The organism is Bacillus sp. AFS059628 (assembly GCF_002571225.1).
Lineage (GTDB): Bacteria > Bacillota > Bacilli > Bacillales > Bacillaceae_G > Bacillus_A.
Genome location: NZ_NVEC01000061.1, coordinates 87,529 through 108,458, shown reverse-complemented (window position 1 = coordinate 108,458; position 20,930 = coordinate 87,529). Strand labels below are relative to the sequence as shown.

Here is a 20,930-nt window from a genome sequence, read left to right as displayed (position 1 = left end):
AGATTTAGTGATATCCTTGTATTTGTAAATTTAAAGCGAACTTTGTAAATTTAAAGTGAGCTTTGTTAAAAAATAGTAAAAATAGTAAGTAATTAGGTGAAATAGAATGGGGTATTATTTGATATGGGAGGAAGAAGGGACATAGATAAATGAAGAAGGTGTTAGTAATAGCACAAAATTTTTATCCAGAAATCGGAAGTGCAGCAAATAGAATAAAGAATATTTATTTGGAATTAAGTGAAAGAGGATACGATGTTACAATCTTGACTACTGATCCAAGATATCCAAATGAGAATTTATATAAGAAGAAGGAATTTTGGGATGAAGAATCGATAAATAGTGAAGATGTTATAAGAGTAAAACCAAGAGTGAAAAAATACACAAATAATATGCTAAGAAGATTATTTTTGTATTTAGAAATCACAATGCTTTTTATTATGGCTATATTCCGTATGGATAAAAAATATGATTATGTATTTGTTTCAACTCCACCTATTTTTATTGGTATAGCAGGCTTTTTTGCTAAAAAAAAGTTGAAAGCTGAATTATTATTAGATGTACGAGATTTATGGCCGGAATCATTGTTAGGAGTTGGAGTTTTTGCAAATCGGTTTGTATTATCGATAGCATATGCTTTAGAAAAGATGTTATATCGTGTAGCTGATCAAATTATTGTAAATAGTGCAGGGTTTATTCCATACCTGGAGTTAAAAGGGGTTAGACGTGAAAAAGTATCATTTATGCCAAACTCTTTAACAGAAGAAGAATTACATATGATAGAAACTAAACAAGCTATAACTGATTCAAGTACTAAAATAGTTGAAGTAATTTATACAGGAAATATAGGGTTAGCTCAAGATGTATTAAAGTTGATCGAGGTGGCTGAATATCTACGAGAAAAGGAAAATATTAAATTTAAAATAATTGGTTATGGGTTTAAAAGTTATCAGGTGGCTGAGGTTATTAAAGAAAAAAAACTTTCTAATATAGAAATTATTAAAGCGAAAAGTCGTAATAAAACCCTAAAAGAAGTTGCAAAGGCACATATTGCATATGTTAGTTTAGTAGATGAAAAAGTATTTCAAACCGTTTTGCCAGGGAAGGTTATTGATTATATGTGTATGAAAAAGCCTATTATTGGAGATGTGTCTGGATATGCTGAGAAAGTTATTAATGAAGCTCAATGTGGTTTGATTTCAAATGATCGAACAGTTAAAGAATTAGGAGAGCACATTATCAAACTAGCTGAAAATGAGATATTGCGTAGAAAAATGGGAAACAATGGGCATGAATTTGCTTTCCAATATTTGAGGTGGAAAAATAATATTAAAGTATTAACAAGTTTAATGGAGGAAAATGATGCCACAGAAGAAAGTATGTATGTTCGTATGGAACCACTTCACAAATGACGCTCGTGTATTAAGAGAATGCACGGCTTTAGCTGAAGAGGATTATGAAGTAGACTTGATTTGTATTCATGATTGGAAACAAAATGATTTACCTAAATGGGAGATGCGAAAAGAAGGATTTACAGTAACACGTGTAAATAATCGACTATCTCTTTTACAAAAAGGCTTGGGTGCAGCAAAACGAGTAAAGCAATTAATAACGAAAAATATAGTTACAATGTTTTTATTTGGAGTAATTGCAGCACTTTGTTTGTGGAAATTCCCAATGATAACATGTTTGATATTGTTATTTGGTGCATTATTTTCTATGAGAAAGCTACGGACATTAATTGTACGCTCTTATATATTGATTCAAATGGTTAAGGTTGGTCTGAAAAAAGAATATGATTTCTATCATTCCAATGATTTAAATACACTACCACAAGGATGGCTTTGTGCGAAAGTATTTAGAAAGAAGAAATTAATCTATGATTCACATGAGGTACAGACTAGCCGCACTGGATACAATAGTAAAATTTATGGGATTATGGAGAAATTCTTCCTGAAATATACAGATGTGATGATTATGGAAAATCATACTCGTGCAAAATATGCGGAAGATTTATATGGCTTTTATCCTAAGGTTATTCATAATTATCCTTTTGTAACACAACCAGAGGACAGTAATTCGATTAATTTGCATAAGGTGTTAGAGATTCCACAGGAAGAGCCTATCTTATTATATCAAGGCGGAATTCAAGTGGGTAGAGGTTTAGAAAAACTAGTGCAAGCAGTTCCAATGTTTAAAAAGGGCATACTTGTATTTATTGGTGATGGACGTATTAAACCTGAGTTACAGAAGATGGTATTGGATTTAGGCTTGGAAAGTAAAGTGAAATTCATTCCGAAAGTACCTGTAAATGAATTATTACACTATACGAAGAACGCTTATTTAGGTTTTCAAGTTTTAAATAACGTTTGTTTTAATCATTATTCAGCTTCATCTAATAAACTATTTGAATATATGATGAGCGGGGTTCCAGTTGTTGCTTGTAGTTTTCCAGAGATACAACGTGTGGTGGAAAATGAATATGTTGGGGTTTGTATAGATTCTCACAATCCTGCTTCCATTGCTGAAGGAGTAAACTACATACTAGAACATCCAGAAGAGAGAGAGAAAATGAGAGAAAATAGCTTCATTGCCCGTAATAATTATAATTGGGAAAATGAAAAAGAATTCTTTATAAAAATATATAAGGGTTTGGAATAATATAGGGGAAAAGATTTTCGATTTCTACGTTACCATATGAACTAAAAGATGGGAATGAGGGTTTCTTGAAGAAAGTAAAGCTAAGTGTAGTAATTACAAATTATAATAAAGAACAATATTTAGCTCAGTGTATACAATCTGTTGTTGAGCAGACATTAAAGGGGATTGAAATTATTGTTGTTGATGATGGCTCAACTGATAATAGTATGACAGTATTGAGGCAGTATGAAAAGCACAATAGTAATTTGAAAGTTTATAGACAACAGAATGCTGGTGTGAGTGCTGCTCGTAATGTCGGATTACAAAAAGCAAATGGGGAATATGTTACATTTTTAGATGCAGATGATTATGTAAATTTAGCTGGATATGAGAAAATGTATGAGGTTGCGAGCGGAAATAATGCAGATATGGTTATTGCCAACATTATTTGTTTTAATGAATATAAAAGTTGGACACTTTCATATATGAAAAAATTATTTAATAAGGAATTCCCATTAATTAGAAATGTTGCGAAGAACTTAGAATTACATTTCACTCCATCCACGAGTAATAAGATATTTAAAAGAGAAATGTGCGTCCTTAATGGTATTCATTTTGATGAAGATCTTTGGGTAGGGGAAGACTTGCTATTTACTCAAAGATGTTTGTTGGTTGCAGAAAGGGTAATCGTACGTGAGATACCCTTGCTTTATTATAGGATAGTAGATAGCGGTAACAATAACCTATCTAAAAATACAACGATTACATTTTTTAATCAGTTAGTTATATTACAAATGAAATTAGCGGCCATGTATAGAGAGAAAAAAAAGTTGGCATTAATCCATACTATAGAGGAGAGACAGTGGAAATTCTTTGTGGATTCCATTGTTTTAAAGGGAAAAGGTTTTTCAAATGAAAAGCTTTTAGAAGTCATTCGACTCGGAAATAAGTTTCTATCAAGCCTAATTAGTTTTAAGCATGTAGAAGGTTTTAATGTGCGGGATCAATTAATTACTGAAATGATAAAAGAAAATGATTATATAGGTTTAGAGAAGTTATTAAACATCTTTCAGGATGAATTAATTACAAAAGAACATGTATATGATAATGGAAAATATTATTATTTTTATTATCGATTTTTCCCTCGATATGAAGAATTATTACAAGTTAATGATTTAACTGTAGTTCATAAAATTGAAGGGATAAAACTTCGTAAAGAGATTCTTACAATTAGTGGATATGCATTTGTTGAAAATGTATCAACTAAAAAAATAAAAAAAGAATTAGTATTTTATAAAGATGGAGCCACTAAAACAATTCAACTAAAAAACTCCTTACGTACTGATATATCATATTTATTTTCTAACAATACCATTGACTATAATGATGCGGGTTTTAAAACAATAGAAGTCAATGTAAGAGATTTGTTAGAGGAGGGAGAATGGAAAATATCAATACGCCTCAGCATAGGGAAAACTGTTATTGAAGAACCGCTAAGGGTTCTGTTAGCGCAGTTACGCAATAATACAAAGTATCAAAATGAAAATTCATTGGATATTAAGATACTATATAAAAATAGTGAAGCTACAATTCAAATCCACAAGTCTAACTATATGAAGAGAATGATGAATACATATAGTGAAATTAAGCGGTCACTTCGCTATGATTTAGGATTATTTAAAAGAAAAAATTATAAAGCATTACTTGCAATTATATTCTATAAATTATTTGGATCATATTTTCGTAGAAAGAATATATGGTTAATTGGTGAAAGAGAAGATACAGCACAAGATAATTCCTATCACTTATTTACGTATATTCGAAAGAAACAACCGGATGTTCCAGTTTTTTATATTATTAATAAGAAAAGTAATGATTATAAAAATATTGAAGGATTAGGTAATATAATTCAATACGGAAGTTTTAAACATACATTCTATTTGTTGATTTGTAATAAAACAATTAACAGTTATTCAGAAACAGCCAATATGTATACAGATGACTATAAACACATTTTAAAGTACTATCCCGAATGGCAGCAAAATAAGAAGATTTTTATTCAACATGGGGTTATAGGTGTAAGTCGCGTAAATCATGTGTTAAATAAAAATCGAATGGGCTATTCTCTATTTGTTGTGTCCTCACAGTTTGAAAAGGAGCATATCGTCAAAGAATTTGGATATGAGGAAGATGAGGTAATCGTAACAGGGCTTGCACGTTGGGATGCCCTAAAGGATGAAAGTAAAGGGAATGAAATTTTACTTATGCCAACTTGGAGAAGTTGGATTAAAACGAAAGACCAATTAATGGAATCTAAGTACTGGCAGACATATATGTCATTTTTAAAAAGTAAAGAGCTCCATCAGATGTTAGAAGAGAAAGACATGAAATTGACTTTCTTTCCGCATTATCAGACTCAAAAATTTGGTGCAGAAACACCTGTATTTCATGAACGAATCAAGGTCATGAAACAAGGTGAAGAAACAGTGCAAAGTCTATTAAAACGACATCGTTTACTAATTACAGATTATTCTACAGTTTCATTTGATTTTGCTTATATGAATAAGCCTGTTATTTTTTTTCAGTTTGATTATGATGAATTTTATTCTAAACATTATAACGAGGGACCAATTAACCATAAGGAAGATTTATTTGGTCCTGTGGTAACGGATTTAGATGCAATTCTTCAAAGTATATTGCATTGCTTTAAAGGAAGCAGATTGTTTTACAATTTTCAAAGTAAAGAGAAAAAATTTTTAGTGAGGGGTAAAACCTTACATTGTGAGGCAATATTAAAAAAAATATCTAGATTAGAGGAAAAAAAAATATGAAAGTCATCACTATCGGAACAGGAAGCCGGTTGTTGTTCGATCTATATAAAAAACCAGGTATATCTTTAATTGATAGCATATGTAAAACAAATATAATGAGTTTAATGTCTAAACCCATTAAAGGATTAGAGCAACAAGATACAATAAATTTAAATCATTATACCTTAGAACAATTAAAAAAAGATTATTTAAAACGCTTATCTGAGAAGGCGAAAGAGAGTGAATATATTATCATAGACTTTTTGGATGAAACGTATAGTTCAGTAAAAAAAGATAGTAGTTTTATTACTTTAAATTATGATGTTCAAGGTAGTTCATTAATGAATCTTTTAAAGGATAATGAAGTTTATCAAAACGAACTTAATGAAGCATGGTATAGCGCATGTTTATTACTGATAGATAGATTGAAAAAGTTAATTCCTAATGAAAAGGTTATTCTTCATGAACTGTATTTGGCAGAAAAATATATAAAGGATGGGGAATTATTAGAGTTTTCTAATTCGGAAGAGATTAAAAAAATTAACGAAGTTTTAAAGGGAAAGTATGAATTTTTTAAAACGAATTTTGAAGGGATTAATATTATAAAAATAGATCAGAACTATGCGGATGCTAATCATAAGTATTTATTAAGACCACATTTATTAAGTGCCAATTATTATGAACGTCTGTATGGAGCTTTATGGAATGAATTTGCTATAAAACAACCGGAATATAGAAATGAAAGTTTAAAAAATAAAATATTGATATTTGGTAGCTGTGATTCCAGGGATATTTTTAGAGTATATGAGGAGCATAATGGTCATCTGAAATATGAAATAATAGATTACTATGCTCGGAGTAGTTTGGCTAGTGTAACAGCAAAAGAAATATCATATAAGGAGGACCAAATATCTTTGATTAGTGCTTTTAGAAGAAAAGCACTACATAGGGACCTAGACAAAACTTTTATAAAAAATTTAAAAGATATTGCTAAGAAGACAGATTATTTGGTAATAGACTTTATGGAAGAACGTTTTGATATTTTAAAGTATCAAAATACATATTTCACCAGAAGTTGGGAGTATAGAGAATCAAATTTGCAAAAGGAATTTAATGTGACTATATTAGATAGATTTGAGGCGGAGGTAACAAAGATCTGGGAAGAAAACTGTTTCAATTTTATTGAGGAATTGAAAAAATACTTCCGTCCAGAGCAAATTATTTTAAATGAAGTACAAATGGTAAATTCCTATTTAAAGGATAATCAGATGTATTTATTTGAAAACCAAGATTATATTTGTAAATTCAATAAGCTATTAGCCCACTATTATCAATATTTTAAAGAAAATTTTGAGGGGATAAATGTAATTAAGCCGAGGGAAGAGAACTATTTCTACTGCGACTCAAAACATTTATGGGGGTGCTTCCCATATCATTTTAATGATAAATATTACTTAGAGTTAGAAAGACAAATAGGGAAAATTACAGATTAGAAACGGTTGGAAGGTGAGCAGAATGAATATTATTTCTCTTGGTTATGAAACAGGAACAATTTTAAGTATGGTATCAAATGAAAAGTTATATGTTGATATTGATTATACACTAGGTTCTATTATAGATATAATGTCCCCATCGTTGAACATTGATTCTAAAAAAATACAACCAGCAGTATATAACAAACAAGTTATTCTAGCTAATGAACTTAATAAGAAGGTTGTAGAGGATATAGAACAGTTAGGCAGAAAAAACGATTATATTGTTATTGATTTATTAGATGAGCGATATAACTTACTGAAATATAAAGATACTATGATTGCGGATAGTTGGTTATTAAGAGACAGCAATTTATATTCAAAAATACAACCAGCTTCTAGTGTCGTTTCAAATGTTGAGTTTAGTATTTGGAAAAAATATTGTGATAAATTTGTAAAGCTTTTAAATAGTCATTTTACTAATAAGGTAATTATTCATGAAATGTATCTATCAGAACGGTATTTAAAAGATGGAGAATTCAAGGAATTTAAAAATATTAATGAAATTAGAGCGTGGAATGAGAAACTAAATGGGTATTACAAATATTTAAAAGAAAATATTCATAATGCTAAAGTAATTAGTATTAAAGAAGAAAATTATTCTGACATGTCTTTAATCAAGGTTTTAAATCCTGCAAAAAAAAATGAGAAGTATATTCAAAGGCTTGTAAAAGAAATTCAATGTTTATACCAAGAAAGAGAGTATAAATATAATGCTGCGGTTGTTATCGCTAGTTATAATGTTGAAAATTATATTGGACAAGCTATTCAATCCGCACTAAAACAGACACTTGAAAATGTACAGGTTGTGGTAGTTGATGATGGATCAACAGACAACACACAAGATATCATTAGAGATTTGGCAAATAAACATAAAAATATCAAGTGGTGTTTTTTGGAGAATACGGGGAGTCCATCAGAACCAAGAAATATAGGTATTAGTTTAGCTGAGGCAAAATATATTACATTTTTAGATGGGGATGATTATTTAGCAAAGGATGCTTGTGAGAAAATGTACTCATATGCTGAAGAACAAAAAGCAGATTTAGTGGTGGGTAAAATGATGTCCTTTGTAGGTGAGTCATTCTTTGAATCTTCCAAAGTGAATCCAAGATTTGCCGAGAGATATAAATATGAAAATAGTATTAAAGGATATAAAGAAACACATATTAAGCATAATCCAATTCTATATTTATTCCCAAGTTCATGTGCTAAATTTTATAGAGCAGAATTAATCCAAAGAACTAAATTCAATAAACACATTAGATATGGAGAAGATTTCCTATTTGCTATTGAAAGCTTTTTTGATTCTAGAAAAACTATTTTAATTGAGGATTTTGTATATTATTATCGTGGTAGGCGTGAAACTGATAATGAATCTACTACACAACAGAAGACAATAAAAAACCTACTAGATCTACAAATAGCTTTAACAACTGTCGATTCGATTATCGATAAGAATCGTTTTTCTATTGCTAGGTTAGGGAGATTTCATGATGATATTCAATATTATAGAATGTTGGAAGCGAATCAACATATTGCTAATATTCTAGATTATCCTGAAAATGAACAAATTCAAGCGCTAAAGATAATAAAGAATACTTTATTTAGCAAGAACTTTGATCAAGAAAGAATAAAAATCTTTTCTATTATAAATTATGTTAAATTATCGCTTCTGATAAATGAAAAGTATGGGGAGTTAATAACTTTATCACAATTACTTAATAAGGTTATGATGTATGACTATATAGATCAATTTCCTTTTAAGACCTTAAAACGTAACAATAATGTATATTTTTCCTTTATGTATAAAAAGAAAGAAATTTTAATTGATATTACACATCTCTTTGAGTCTACTAAGTTAGTGAATCGATTAATTGATATTAAATTTGTCGATAATGAATTGGTTTTAAAAGGATTAGCATATCTTAAAAATATTTCAATCACAAATAAAAAAGATATTAAACACACTATTCTGATGAAGCATAGAGAGAGTAAGAGGGAATATCGCTTTACACCAACTTATTCATATAATAATAAATTTTCTTCAGCACGTTTTAAATACGGTCATAGTGGTTATGAAGTTATAATTAAATTCGATGAAAGTATCGAACCAGGTGGATATGATTTCTTTATTGAGACTGAATTTCTGGGGGAGTTAAAAAGTGCCGCACTTGGAGGAATGAATAATAATTTTATTTATAAGGCAAATAATCATTTTGTAGAAAATGGAAAGAATAGATTTGAAATTATTCCTATTGTGAAAACTAGGAGTAAGCTGGCTTTAAATTACAAGAAGTTTAATAGTAAGTGGGAGTACTTAAAAAGGAAATTGGCGTCTAATATAAGGAAAAAACAATATTCAATAAAGCAAATTAAAAATAATAATTATATTAGTAAGTCTAAGAAATTAAAATTGCTATTAGGAGTAATAACGGAGGATCTTTCAAATTTATTGCTTCATAAAAAAGAAATTTGGTTAGTTGGTGAAAAAATGGGTAATTCTGCAAATGACACCGGATATTGGTTCTTTAAACATTGTAGAGAAAAATACCCTAATAAGGATGTATATTATTTAATTGATAAAAAATATCCTGACTATGATAAAGTTAAAAGACTTGGGCATGTTATCCCATTCTATAGTCTAAAGCATATTATCTATTCAATGAATGCAAAGTATATATTTAGTAGTGATAATGTAAATATATTGTTACCATCAAATATTAAGCATTTAAGGAAAGCCAAACGTGTATTTATTCAACATGGTATTATTCTCCCTGGACGAGTGGAGAATGTATATCATTCTAATAAAGACTTAGCGGACTATATCTTGACAAGTAGTAATTTAGAGGAACAAATTATTAAGAATCATTTTGGTTACAATAATGAGGAAATTTTGAATTATGGGCTTCCTAGATTTGATACGTTAAAAAATAAAGAAAAAGAAAAACGTATTATGATGACATTTACTTGGCGTAAAAACATACAAAACTTAGATCACTTAATGGAAAGTAAATATTTCAAGACCATCCAATCTTTATTGAATAATAATAAATTTATAGAGGTCCTGGAAAGAAACAATATCATACTAGATGTATGTTTACATCCTAGAACATGCCAACTTTTAGAAAAAGACACCTTAGGTATAGTAGAGAAGTTAAAATCCTCACCAAATGTTGAAATCCATGACTTCAATAAGGTGAATGTAAGACAATTAATTGAGAGAAGTTCTATGATGCTTACAGACTATTCAAGTATTTCCTTTGACTTTGTATATTTAGAGAAACCAATCATTAATTATTTGTTTCAAAATAACACACCAATATCTCAAGAAAATATTGAGAAATTATTACCAGGATATGTATCTTATTCAGAAGACGATGTAATTTATGCCGTGGAATCATATCTGGTTAAACAGAGAAAACTCAAGAGAATCAATAAGAAGAAATATATTAAATATGATGATGGACGTAACTGTGATAGACTTGTGAATTTTGTTAGTGGGAGTCGATAATTTGTGAAGATTTGTGTAATAGGATTAGGGTATATTGGTCTCCCTACTTCCGCCATGTTTGCGAAACATGGCGTTGAAGTAGTGGGGGTTGATATTAATTCAGATGTTGTAGATAAATTAAATCGAGGAGAAGCCCATATTGAAGAGCCAGAACTCGAGAAGGTTGTAAAAGAGGCGGTAAATACAGAGATGTTGCGTGCCTCCCCTACACCGGAAGTAGCAGATGTTTTTATTGTTGCTGTCCCAACGCCTAATCAAAAAGATGAACATAAATCATGTGATTTGACGGGAGTTTTAACGGCAGTAAAAAAAATTATTCCTTACATTAAAAAAGGGAATATATTAATTGTGGAGTCAACAATTGCCCCGCGTAGTATGGATGATTATGTAAAACCTTTGGTTGAAGAAGCTGGATTTGAAGTAGGTAAAGATATCTTTTTAGTACATTGTCCAGAGCGTGTGTTACCAGGGAAAATTATGCATGAAATTGTTTATAATAATAGAATTGTAGGTGGAGTAACCCCAGCTTGTGCTAAGAGAGCTGCTCAAGTATACGGTATATTTGTAAAAGGAGAAATAGTAGAGACAGATGCAAAAACAGCAGAGATGTCTAAGTTAATGGAAAATACATTCCGTGATGTTAATATTGCATTGTCAAATGAATTGGCCAAGGTATGTAATAATTTAGAGATAAATGTATTAGATGTTATTGAAATGGCGAATAAGCATCCACGTGTAAATTTACACCGACCAGGCCCTGGAGTAGGAGGACATTGTTTAGCTATTGATCCATATTTTATTGTAGCAAAAGCACCAGAACTGACAAATATTATTCGAATGTCCCGAGATACAAATATTTCTATGCCTTCATATGTTATGGAGAATGTTAGGAAATTACTTAAAGGAATTGAAAAACCAAAAGTTGCCGTATTTGGCGTAACTTATAAGGGAAATACAGATGATATGAGGGAGAGTCCGGCACTAGAAGTTATAAACTTGCTTCATGAACAAGGATACGAAGTTACAATTCATGATCCATACATTCGAACAAATTTCTTTAAAACACTATCAGCAGAAGAGGCCTTGGAGGCAGCGGATTTACTTCTTGTATTAGCTGATCATAGTGAGTTTAGTAGTATGGACTATAATAAATTAGCTTCCAAAATGAGACAACCACTTCTTTTTGATACTCGTAACTTTATAGTAGAAAATCCTGATAGTAATATGGAGATTGTTAACTTTGGTAATATATATAAGGTGTTACAGGAAAATGAGGTTGTTGTATGAAAGCAATAAAAAGTGTTATTCGTGAACAATTAGATAGCATCTATTTGATGGGAAGGCTTTCTTTGTATGAACTCAAGCAACAATATGCGGCAAGTACGTTAGGAGTTATATGGGTATTTTTAAATCCATTAACACAAATTTTAGTTTATTGGTTAGTCTTTGGTCTAGGCATAAGGGGCGGGGCACCTGTAGAAGGGGTTCCTTTCTTTGTTTGGATGATATGTGGTATTATTCCATGGTTCTTTATTAACAGTTCAATTATTCAGGGCTCTAATTCTATTTACGCTAAGCTTAATGCAGTGTCTAAAATGAATTTTCCGCTGAGTGTTATTCCAACATATGTTATATTATCGCAATTATATACACACATGATTTTGCTAGGTGTGCTATTAATTATTATAGTATGTACTAAAGGATTAAGTTTTCTTAGTATAATTGGTTTGATATATTGCATATTTTCTACTTTTTGTTTCTTAATTGCGTTAGCTTTTATTACTTCTACAGTTTCTACCATATCAAGAGATATACATTTGTTTATTCAATCAATTACAAGGATGTTATTTTATTTAACACCAGTATTGTGGAAACCAAGTGAACATATGAGTGGTGCTTTTGCGTTTTTAATGAAAGCAAACCCATTTTATTATGTGATAGAAGGTTATAGACTTTCATTATTACATGGTGATATTAGTTTTATATGGTCATTATATACATTATATTTCTGGGGAATCGCAATTATTTTGTTTGTGATTGGATCAATGTTTCATATAAGGTTCCGCAAGCAGTTTGTTGACTACTTATAAAAGGTGAATGATTCAATGAATTATAAAGTGAAATTCGAACATGTAACAAAAAGGTATAAAATGTATAAAAAACCCTCTGATAAGCTAAAAGATTTATTTTTTAAAAGTCAAGATGGTGAATACCATTACGCTTTAAATAATGTATCCTTTGAAGTACCAGAAGGGGAGATAGTTGGTATTGTTGGGCTAAACGGTTCGGGGAAAAGTACCCTATCTAATTTAATTGCTGGGGTGACAATCCCTAATAAAGGAAAAGTCACTATTAAAGGATCAGCAACATTAATTGCAATATCTTCAGGATTAAATGGACAGTTAACGGGGCTTGAGAATATTGAGCTAAAAGGCTTAATGATGGGGCTTACGAAAGAGCAAATTAAAGAGATTACACCAAAAGTTATTGAGTTTGCAGATATAGGAAAATTTATGTATCAACCAGTGAAGACTTATTCAAGTGGGATGAAGTCTAGAATTGGATTTGCGATTTCAGTTCATATTAATCCTGATATTTTGGTAATTGATGAGGCTTTATCTGTTGGAGATCAAACGTTTACTAAAAAATGTTTAGATAAAATGAATGAATTTAAGGATCAAGGGAAGACTATCTTTTTTATTAGTCATTCACTTTCTCAAGTGAAAAACTTCTGTACAAAAGCTCTTTGGCTACATTATGGTCAATTTAAAGAGTATGGGGATGTACATGAAGTAGTTGGGCATTACGAAGGATTTTTAAGAAGATATAATCAAATGACAGCAGAAGAACGAGAAAAACAAAAAGAAGAAGAGTTATTGAATTGTCAACACGGATTATTACAAGAAAATTCTACAAGTATTAAAAGAAAGCCTTACCGTAAAGTCAAAGCGAAGAGAAAAAAAATTGTTATACCTGCTATTGTTTTAACAGTGATAGTAGCTGGAATTACTGCAGGCATTTATTATAAGGATATGTTGTTAGTTTCTAATAAGGCAGAAACCAATGCAGAAAAAATTGTTTCAAGTAAGACTGTATCTGAAAATAAGATAAGCGAAAAAGAAAAGGTACAGAAGTACGTTGTAATGAGTAATGGGATTAGTATCCGTAAAGAAGCGAAGATAAATAGTGATAAAATAGGTGTAGCAAATTTTGGTGAGATTTTTAGTGTAGATACTAAGGATAAGAGCGTAGAAAAAAATGAAGAATGGCTAGAAGTTAAGCTATTAAATGGTGAAAGTGGATGGATCAATACAAAGTATATGAAACCATTTAAATTAGGAACTGAAATGGCTGAAGATATAAAATTAACAAATTTAACCGATTTATTGAAGCGTGTATACGGTGCGAATGTTGCAATTGCTTCAGGATATTTAGGGAAAGCAATTGATGAACTAAAAGTAGAATACCCTAGCCCTTTAATTACATTGCCGAATCAAGTTGGGAAAAAAATTATTAAAGATGGAAATATTCAATTTGTTATTTCACAAGATAAAGTTGTTGAAGTTGTGTTTCAAGATATTTCAATGTCATTTGCAAAATTACATGAAGTATTAGGTACCGAAATGATGAACAATGATAATGAAAAAAATTATTTTTATGAAACTAAAAGTTATTATATTTCCGCACGTTCCGATGAAACACATAAAGAGGTTCAGTCAATATCAATAGTAAAAAAACAATAGTAACAGGCTTTGTTGGAGAGTTATCTTTTTATAAAGATAACTCTTATTTTGAATGGTTAAGTAGCTGATAAAAACTAAGGAACTTAAAATGTTGAATGTATATTGGGATTTTTAGTTTGAATATTTAATTTTTAAAATAGAATAGTTGAAATATAGATTATAACTTGCAGTAATATGATTAAAAATACGTGTTATAAACTACGAATGGAGTAGGAATGAAAACAGTAAAAAATAATTTTACCAGCAACTAAAGTAATACATTTTAGAAGAAGCGATTGAATCCGGAATTGAAGATATTATTATTGTAACTGGAAAAGGAAAGCGTGCTATCGAAGATCACTTTGACCATTCTTTTGAGTTGGAACAGAACTTACTAGAAAAGGGTAAACATGAAATCCTTAAGAAGGTGCAAGAGTTTTCTAAAATTAATATCCACTATATTCGTCAAAAAAGAGCCGAAAGGTTTAGGTCATGCTGTATGGTGTGCTCGTAAGTTTATTGGTAATGAGCCATTTGCTGTTTTACTTGGTGATGATATTGTACAAGCTGAAACGCCATGCTTACGCCAATTAATGGATCAATATGAGGCAACACAATCATCGGTAATCGGTGTTCAAACTGTTCCGGAAACGGAGACACATCGCTATGGTATTATTGATCCACTAGTACAAAAAGGTCGTAGTTATCAGGTTAGCAGGTTTGTAGAGAAACCAGATCAAGGAACAGCACCATCTAACTTAGTAATTATGGGGCGCTATGTATTAACACCTGAGATTTTTACGCTCTTAGAGAATCAACAAACAGGAGCAGGTGGCGAGATTCGGTTGACGGATGCTATTCAGCGCTTAAATGAGATACAAAGAGTATTTGCTTATGATTTCGAAGGAAAGCGATACGACGTTGGAGAGAAGCTTGGATTCATTCAAACAACAATTGAAATGGCATTACAGCATGATGGGTTAAAGAATGAATTATTAAGCTATATGGAGAAATTATTAAAAAAAGATATGGTTAATAATTAACTTTCATAAAAAACATCTCGGAAATTTAGTGTACAATAAATTTCTGAGATGTTTTTTTATAACTGTTTCATTAATTTATCTGCCACTTTTTTAGAAAGTTGCTTTGTCACTTTAGGAACAAATGGTTTTATGGTACCGTTAAAAACAAAGGCTCCTTTACCAGTTGTTCGCAATTCTAACTGACTTGTTATTTTCGTAGTAGAAGGAGAGAGTGATTCAGCATGAAAAAAGCCGCTACCAATTAATTTTTTTGCTGGAGAAGTCATCGTAAAGCTAATTTTATTAGGCATTTGCCATTCAATAATTTCAACATTTAGATTAACATCTCGTTTGATAAATCCTAGATCACCGTGCAAACGCCAAGTTGAATGTTTGTCATCAATAATTTTATGTTTAACATAGCCTGTTACTAGTGGAGCCCAATTGTTTATATCACTAATAAATTTCCAAATTTGGTCTGGTGAAGTATTTAACTCTATAGTATGTATACCTTTTGCCATTTTTTGATCCCTTTCTAAAAATAAAGGTATTTGAATAATTAGGCTAAAATCTCATATTCATTTTATTATAATATGGGTATGTAAATTCTATTACAAGCGTTTTTGCTTTAATTTTAATAATTTTTTATTAAAATTCATATTTCTAAATATCACATTTAAGAGAATGTAAGGAAAATAGAGAAATCATGAGTAATATTAGGGAATTAATACGAAAAAGGTCGAAAATTAGGTTTTAATTTCTTATTTTTGTCATATATAATGAATCTTGAATACGACATTAAGGCTTAATATATTTGATATAATTTGCCTTTCCCTAACTTGGGTATACACTCTTTTCAACCTCCGTGTCAGTGATAATACATATTGAAAAGAGTGTATACATTTTTTTATTTAGAAGAGAAATTTTGAAATCCTTTTTTATAATGACAAATGAGATTTAAAATGGGATAATGATAGTATAACTTCTGGTGGTATGACCAATCTTGTGTAAGGAGAGAAGTGTATGCTAGATATTCAACAAATTAAAGAAATAATTCCTCATCGCTATCCATTTCTACTAGTGGATAAAGTTTTAGAAGTAGAAGAAGGAAAGCGTGCTATTGGGATAAAGAATGTTACAGCTAATGAAGAATTTTTTAATGGGCATTTTCCAGATTATCCTGTAATGCCAGGTGTTTTAATTGTAGAGGCGTTAGCACAAGTTGGCGCTGTTGCTATGTTGAAGAAAGAAGAGAATCGTGGTCGCTTAGCATTCTTCGCAGGCATTGATAATTGCCGCTTTAAACGACAAGTCCGTCCAGGTGACCAACTTCGTTTAGAAGTTGAAATGACGCGTGTACGTGGAGCAATTGGAAAAGGAAAAGCAGTTGCTACTGTAGATGGTGAAATTGCTTGTGAGACAGAAATAACGTTCGCCCTTGGAGATAAAAAAGAATAGTAAACGTAAAATGTTTTTGATACAGATGGGTGGATACCGGGTTGAATTTTTAGCCTTGTGTCCACCTATTTTATTTGCAAGTAGTAATATATGATTTGTTTAACAAATAAGTTTAGTAGTAGGAAAACTTTAGAATATGAGTAAGAGTTTTTATTAAATAAGTTATGGAGAAATTGGAATAATAAGAAGGGAATTTATATAAATTTGCAGGTATTTATAGTTTGATGAAAGAATAAAGCAAAGGTAAGAATTTATAAATTAAATTGTTAAGCATATAAGGAAAAGATTTTAAAAAAATTACAAAAGTTCGCAGCGATTTCATAAGAAAATCACAACTTTTTAGTAAAAGGAATATAAAATGATTTTATTAAAATAGAGAAAAAGAGATGATGAATGTGAAGCTATACGAGGTTTTACATGATTATGAGAATGGAAAGTTTAAAGATGGCGATATGTTTTTATATCAAAATAATCCAAGGATGATTGCAATTTTGAAATCCGGTAATTTTGTTTGGAGCGATGACTATGTAGCTGTTAGTTGCAAAGATATTTCAAAAGATATTTGGTACATCAAAGAAAAGTAGTGAAAAAGGTACGATGTATAGGGTTAATTATCCGAATATTAAATCACTCGTGTTTGGTATGCATGAAACAAGGGATTTTATAATTATAGAAGAAATCCATATTAATGCGAGAGGATGGCCGAACTTTAAAAGAATTAGAAATAAAAAGATTGAATCTTATTATTTTATAAAGAAGTTACATTCATATGAATGTAGAAGCTAATAAAAAACTTCATCATTTAATTGATGGAGTTTTCCTTGTTTTGTTGGCAAATACTAATTGCTTTGTTTAATTTATCTTTTATTTTTAATCAAGAATAATGTAATATAGTGAGGAGTATAAAAATAGATATATTATTTTAAAATTTTAATAAAGAGGGTAAAGGTATGAAAAAGAAAATTTTATTTTGGGTACTCGTTATTCTCGGAGTACTAATCATAGGTGGAGGAATTTATGCCTATAATGTATATTCTTCTGTATCTAATACATTAAAGGAAGTTCATCAACCTTTAAAACGTGATCAAAACAACAATAAAGTTGGAGAAAAAGTTAGCAAGAGTGAACCAGTGTCAATTTTATTATTAGGGGCAGATGAGCGCGGTGATGATAAGGGGCGTTCGGATTCTTTAATGGTGATTACATTAAATCCTAAAAATAACTCTATGAAAACAGTAAGTATTCCTCGTGATACTTATACAGAAATTGTTGGAAAAGGCAAAAGCGATAAAATCAATCATGCTTATGCATTCGGTGGAGTAGATATGTCTGTAGCGACAGTAGAAAACTTCTTGAATGTTCCTATTAATTATTATATTGAAGTGAACATGGAAGGCTTTAAAGATATCGTTGATGCTGTTGGTGGGGTAGATGTAAATAATGATTTAGAATTTACGCAGGATGGACATCATTTTGCGAAAGGAAATATTCATTTAACAGGTGACCAAGCTCTAGCATTCACACGTATGCGTAAACAAGATCCACGTGGTGACTTTGGTCGTCAGATGCGCCAGCGTCAAGTGATGCAAGGTGTTATCAAAAAAGGTGCAAGCTTCTCTTCTTTAACAGGTTATGGAGATGTATTAGCAGCAATTCAAAAGAATGTGAAAACTAACTTAACGCAAGATCAAATGTTTGATATGCAAAAGAATTATAAAGATTGCTTGAAAAATAGTGAGGATATCCAAATCCCAGGTGACGGTCACAAGGCTGCTGATGGCATTTGGTACTACTATGTTCCAGATGCAGCAAAACAAGATTTAACGAATAAATTAAGAGCGCATCTTGAAGTAACTAAGTAATAAATAATAAGTAATGACCCAACTTCTTTAGACAGAATTCGGTTTCCAAACTGCTAAAGGTCATGAAGTTTGGGCACAATATGTAACGGATTATTTTGTAGCTAAATAATAAAAGGGGAGAGGGTATTGTCGTTCAACATATGTTCGACAATACCCTCTCTTTTTTTATAGGATTTTTGCTATACTAAAATGTACTTATAATACGGAATGGAAGGAGGAAAATAATGAAAATACTTGTAGTTGATGATGAATCGAGTATTCGTAATTTGATTCGGATGCAGCTTGAGATGGAAGGGTATGAAGTACTTACGGCGGCTGACGGAAGAGAAGCTTTAGAGAGATGGAATGAAGGGCCGGATGTTTTGATTTTGGATGTTATGCTTCCAGATAAAGATGGCTATGAGTTGCTTCGTTTGTTCCGTGAGAAGGATCGAGATATTCCAGTACTCATGTTAACTGCAAAGAGTCAGATGAATGATAAATTGCTTGGGTTGCAGCTTGGTGCTGATGATTATGTGACGAAGCCATTTAATTATGCAGAGCTTATTCTTCGGGTTAAGAATATGACGCGGCGCGTGAAGAAGAAAGAGGTAACGGTAAGTCATGAAGTAATCAGGGCGGGAGAGATAACAATCTGTCCTAAGGAAAGAAAGGTGCATGTTAGTGGACAAGAAATTCAGTTGACGTACCGAGAGTTTAATTTATGTCAGTTGTTTATTTCAAATCCGCAGCGTGTATTTATGCGAGATGAGTTACTTGAGAAGGTATGGGGGTTTGAGTATATCGGAAATACGAGAGCGGTTGATATTATGGTGCAAAGACTGCGGAAGAAGTTAGGGAATAGCGGGGAATATATTAAGACAATTTATGGCGTTGGCTATAAACTGGATTGTTAAGTGGTGATGGTATGTCTTTAAAAAGAAATATGGTGTTTGGAATAGTTGGACTGTTAATCCCGATTTTTGTTCTTTTGTATGCAGTTGTTTATATTACGTTAGAAAAGAATATGTATCATAATGCAGCAAATTCTTTGGAGAAGTTAAGTGTAGAAGCACAAATTTATACGATGAATTATTTAGAGAAGGAAGCAGAGGTCGAGACGCTCGGTCCGAATTCACTTTTAATTGCTTCGTATTTAGCGAAGCGTATGGATGTCCGTGTACAGATGATTGGGAAGAATGGAGATGTTGTTGCGGATACGCAAAAGGGAGCACTTCTTCACCGGAATATTGATATTGAGAGTTCTTTGAAGGGGAAGAAATCGTATGTTTTTGAAGAGGGAGACCCGGCTCCAATTCTTTTATTTTCAAGCCCGGTATATTATGGAAACGATGTCATTGGAAGTGTTCGGTTTATAAATGAGTTAACGGGTGAGAAGGAAATTTTAACAAATGTCGGTTGGACGTTTTTAATGACGTCTCTTTGTTTAGTAGCTGCGGGTATTTTCTTTGCGATTCGTTTGGCAAATTCTCTCCATAAGCCGATTGATCAGTTAAGACAAATGGCGCACCGACTTGCGAATGGTGATTATAAAAGTAAGATTGAGCTAAATGAATATGTGGAAATTGCTCAGCTTTCAGCCTCTTTTAATGCGATGGCTGATGGAATTGAACTGCATATTAAGCAATTGAAGGAGGAGAAAGAAAAGCAGAAAGATTTCTTAGACCGCATTACACATGAGCTGAAAACACCGCTAACGGCGATTATTGGCTACGTGGATTTAATTCCGAAGTTAAAGGCGAAGGAAGATGTACAGGAGAGCCTGCGTTATGTAGCTGTAGAAAGTGAGCGTTTATTATCACTTGTAGAGGAATTACTTAAGTCTTCAAAGTACGGGACGAGTACGTTTGAAGTGTCACCTACAGTTGTGAATATAAGGGAATTGGCTGAAGAAGCAGTTTCAATTGTGAAACCTCGCCTGCAGAAATTTGAGATTGAAATGATAAATGAGTTAACAGATGTACACGTTGTTGCGGATTTTGATAAGACGAAGCAGATATTCTTAAACGTGCTCGATAATGCTATAAAATATAGCGATGCTACGCAAATTCGGATGAATGTAATTGTAAATGAACGTGAGGCGAAGGTGTTTGTTCATGATGATGGTATTGGTATAGATGAAGGTGTGCTTGCAGAGTGGAATGGATCACCAGAAGGGAAGGTACTTCCTTCTAGTTACGGGAATGGTTACGGTTTGTATATTTGTCAGGAGATTATGAATAAGCAGGGCGGAAGTATGCGAATTGAGAGTAGTGAAGCGGTTGGTACTACAATATTTATTACATTTTTGCTTCCAAGACGGATGGAAGACATAAAACAATTGAAAGCGGTTAAATGATACATTTATGAAACAATTATGCGGTATTTTCGAAA

General features: G+C 31.4%; 14 protein-coding genes and 1 pseudogene. 14 read left to right on the top strand and 1 reads right to left on the bottom strand.

The window, feature by feature from the left end; translation table 11 throughout:
- Nucleotides 1-149: 149 nt before the first annotated feature.
- The 9 genes and pseudogenes from COL05_RS20860 to COL05_RS20820 all read left to right on the top strand — a co-directional run.
- Nucleotides 150-1,409, top strand: coding sequence for a glycosyltransferase family 4 protein (locus COL05_RS20860; RefSeq protein WP_070807214.1), 1,260 nt, complete (start codon nucleotides 150-152; stop codon nucleotides 1,407-1,409).
- A complete protein-coding gene (locus COL05_RS20855) occupies nucleotides 1,360-2,658 on the top strand; it encodes a glycosyltransferase (protein ID WP_098669994.1) in 1,299 nt (432 codons plus the stop codon). The genes COL05_RS20860 and COL05_RS20855 overlap by 50 nt, the downstream gene beginning before the upstream one ends.
- A gap of 65 nt (nucleotides 2,659-2,723) precedes the next feature.
- Nucleotides 2,724-5,468 (top strand): bifunctional glycosyltransferase/CDP-glycerol:glycerophosphate glycerophosphotransferase, encoded by a 2,745-nt coding sequence (locus COL05_RS20850; protein ID WP_098669993.1) that lies wholly within the window; start codon nucleotides 2,724-2,726, stop codon nucleotides 5,466-5,468.
- Nucleotides 5,465-6,940 (top strand): DUF6270 domain-containing protein, encoded by a 1,476-nt coding sequence (locus tag COL05_RS20845; protein WP_098669992.1) that lies wholly within the window; start codon nucleotides 5,465-5,467, stop codon nucleotides 6,938-6,940. The genes COL05_RS20850 and COL05_RS20845 overlap by 4 nt, the downstream gene beginning before the upstream one ends.
- 22 nt (nucleotides 6,941-6,962) lie before the next feature.
- The gene (locus COL05_RS20840) at nucleotides 6,963-10,493 is read left to right on the top strand and encodes a bifunctional glycosyltransferase/CDP-glycerol:glycerophosphate glycerophosphotransferase (RefSeq protein ID WP_098669991.1); all 3,531 of its coding nucleotides are present in this window, start codon (nucleotides 6,963-6,965) and stop codon (nucleotides 10,491-10,493) included.
- 3 nt (nucleotides 10,494-10,496) lie between these two features.
- On the top strand, nucleotides 10,497-11,780 hold the full coding sequence (locus COL05_RS20835; protein ID WP_098669990.1) for a nucleotide sugar dehydrogenase: 1,284 nt from the start codon (nucleotides 10,497-10,499) through the stop codon (nucleotides 11,778-11,780).
- The gene (locus COL05_RS20830; RefSeq protein WP_098669989.1) at nucleotides 11,777-12,583 is read left to right on the top strand and encodes an ABC transporter permease; all 807 of its coding nucleotides are present in this window, start codon (nucleotides 11,777-11,779) and stop codon (nucleotides 12,581-12,583) included. Before COL05_RS20835 ends, COL05_RS20830 begins: the two co-directional genes overlap by 4 nt.
- A gap of 15 nt (nucleotides 12,584-12,598) precedes the next feature.
- On the top strand, nucleotides 12,599-14,236 hold the full coding sequence (gene tagH / locus COL05_RS20825; protein WP_098669988.1) for a teichoic acids export ABC transporter ATP-binding subunit TagH: 1,638 nt from the start codon (nucleotides 12,599-12,601) through the stop codon (nucleotides 14,234-14,236).
- A 256-nt stretch (nucleotides 14,237-14,492) separates the two neighbouring features.
- Nucleotides 14,493-15,258: pseudogene (locus COL05_RS20820) on the top strand (UTP--glucose-1-phosphate uridylyltransferase); the annotation flags it as partial.
- Nucleotides 15,259-15,314: 56 nt separating this feature from the next.
- On the opposite strand, the gene COL05_RS20815 reads toward COL05_RS20820, so the two are convergent.
- Complete coding sequence (locus COL05_RS20815; protein ID WP_098669987.1) at nucleotides 15,315-15,758, bottom strand: SRPBCC family protein; 444 nt, start codon at nucleotides 15,756-15,758, stop codon at nucleotides 15,315-15,317.
- A gap of 502 nt (nucleotides 15,759-16,260) precedes the next feature.
- Between COL05_RS20815 and fabZ the strand changes: the two genes are divergently transcribed.
- The 5 genes from fabZ to COL05_RS20790 all read left to right on the top strand — a co-directional run bounded on the left by fabZ (nucleotide 16,261) and on the right by COL05_RS20790 (nucleotide 20,895).
- The gene (gene fabZ / locus COL05_RS20810) at nucleotides 16,261-16,695 is read left to right on the top strand and encodes a 3-hydroxyacyl-ACP dehydratase FabZ (RefSeq protein WP_070807206.1); all 435 of its coding nucleotides are present in this window, start codon (nucleotides 16,261-16,263) and stop codon (nucleotides 16,693-16,695) included.
- 386 nt (nucleotides 16,696-17,081) lie between these two features.
- Nucleotides 17,082-17,279: a hypothetical protein gene (locus COL05_RS20805; protein ID WP_098669986.1), complete on the top strand. Its 198-nt coding sequence runs from the start codon at nucleotides 17,082-17,084 to the stop codon at nucleotides 17,277-17,279.
- A gap of 366 nt (nucleotides 17,280-17,645) precedes the next feature.
- Nucleotides 17,646-18,557: a polyisoprenyl-teichoic acid--peptidoglycan teichoic acid transferase TagU gene (gene tagU, locus COL05_RS20800; RefSeq protein WP_098669985.1), complete on the top strand. Its 912-nt coding sequence runs from the start codon at nucleotides 17,646-17,648 to the stop codon at nucleotides 18,555-18,557.
- Between the two features lie 224 nt (nucleotides 18,558-18,781).
- A complete protein-coding gene (locus COL05_RS20795; protein ID WP_098669984.1) occupies nucleotides 18,782-19,453 on the top strand; it encodes a response regulator transcription factor in 672 nt (223 codons plus the stop codon).
- Between the two features lie 11 nt (nucleotides 19,454-19,464).
- Nucleotides 19,465-20,895, top strand: a complete 1,431-nt coding sequence (locus COL05_RS20790; protein WP_098669983.1) for a HAMP domain-containing sensor histidine kinase — start codon at nucleotides 19,465-19,467, stop codon at nucleotides 20,893-20,895.
- Nucleotides 20,896-20,930: the final 35 nt, after the last annotated feature.

Bases quoted from the DNA above. Each gene is read 5' to 3' on its own strand.
- COL05_RS20860 (WP_070807214.1), top strand. From the start codon at position 150: ATGAAGAAGGTGTTAGTAATAGCACAAAATTTTTATCCAGAAATCGGA.
- COL05_RS20855 (WP_098669994.1), top strand. From the start codon at position 1,360: ATGCCACAGAAGAAAGTATGTATGTTCGTATGGAACCACTTCACAAAT.
- COL05_RS20845 (WP_098669992.1), top strand. From the start codon at position 5,465: ATGAAAGTCATCACTATCGGAACAGGAAGCCGGTTGTTGTTCGATCTA.
- COL05_RS20840 (WP_098669991.1), top strand. From the start codon at position 6,963: ATGAATATTATTTCTCTTGGTTATGAAACAGGAACAATTTTAAGTATG.
- COL05_RS20830 (WP_098669989.1), top strand. From the start codon at position 11,777: ATGAAAGCAATAAAAAGTGTTATTCGTGAACAATTAGATAGCATCTAT.
- tagH (WP_098669988.1), top strand. From the start codon at position 12,599: ATGAATTATAAAGTGAAATTCGAACATGTAACAAAAAGGTATAAAATG.
- COL05_RS20815 (WP_098669987.1), bottom strand. From the start codon at position 15,758: ATGGCAAAAGGTATACATACTATAGAGTTAAATACTTCACCAGACCAA.
- fabZ (WP_070807206.1), top strand. From the start codon at position 16,261: ATGCTAGATATTCAACAAATTAAAGAAATAATTCCTCATCGCTATCCA.
- COL05_RS20805 (WP_098669986.1), top strand. From the start codon at position 17,082: ATGATGAATGTGAAGCTATACGAGGTTTTACATGATTATGAGAATGGA.
- tagU (WP_098669985.1), top strand. From the start codon at position 17,646: ATGAAAAAGAAAATTTTATTTTGGGTACTCGTTATTCTCGGAGTACTA.
- COL05_RS20795 (WP_098669984.1), top strand. From the start codon at position 18,782: ATGAAAATACTTGTAGTTGATGATGAATCGAGTATTCGTAATTTGATT.
- COL05_RS20790 (WP_098669983.1), top strand. From the start codon at position 19,465: ATGTCTTTAAAAAGAAATATGGTGTTTGGAATAGTTGGACTGTTAATC.